Annotated in this window: 1 pseudogene; it reads left to right on the top strand. The window is 41.5% G+C overall.

Annotated features, from left to right (window positions below):
- Window positions 1-246: pseudogene (locus CWC11_RS22215) on the top strand (DUF2252 family protein); the annotation flags it as partial.

Below are 246 nucleotides of genomic sequence, written 5' to 3'. Positions count from 1 at the left end.
TACACTTGCTAAGGAAATCGACCTCAGCATTAAACCGCTACGTTTTCGCGAAGACAAACTGAAGTTTAAGCAACTTGACCCCGATTTAAAAGAAAACCTTATTCATCACTTTGCGCCCTATGTTGATGACGAAATTTTAGATTGTGTTGAGCGTATCGACCAAGGCACAGGCTCATTGCATCTGAGCAGATATTATTTGTTGGTTGGCCCAAACGTACAAAAGCCCACTAAAGATATTTTGCCGCT

It is taken from the genome of Pseudoalteromonas sp. S3178 (assembly GCF_005886985.1).
GTDB classification, from domain to species: Bacteria; Pseudomonadota; Gammaproteobacteria; order Enterobacterales; family Alteromonadaceae; genus Pseudoalteromonas; species Pseudoalteromonas carrageenovora.
The sequence above is the reverse complement of the archived record's forward strand: the minus strand, read 5'-3'. Positions and strand labels throughout refer to the sequence as shown.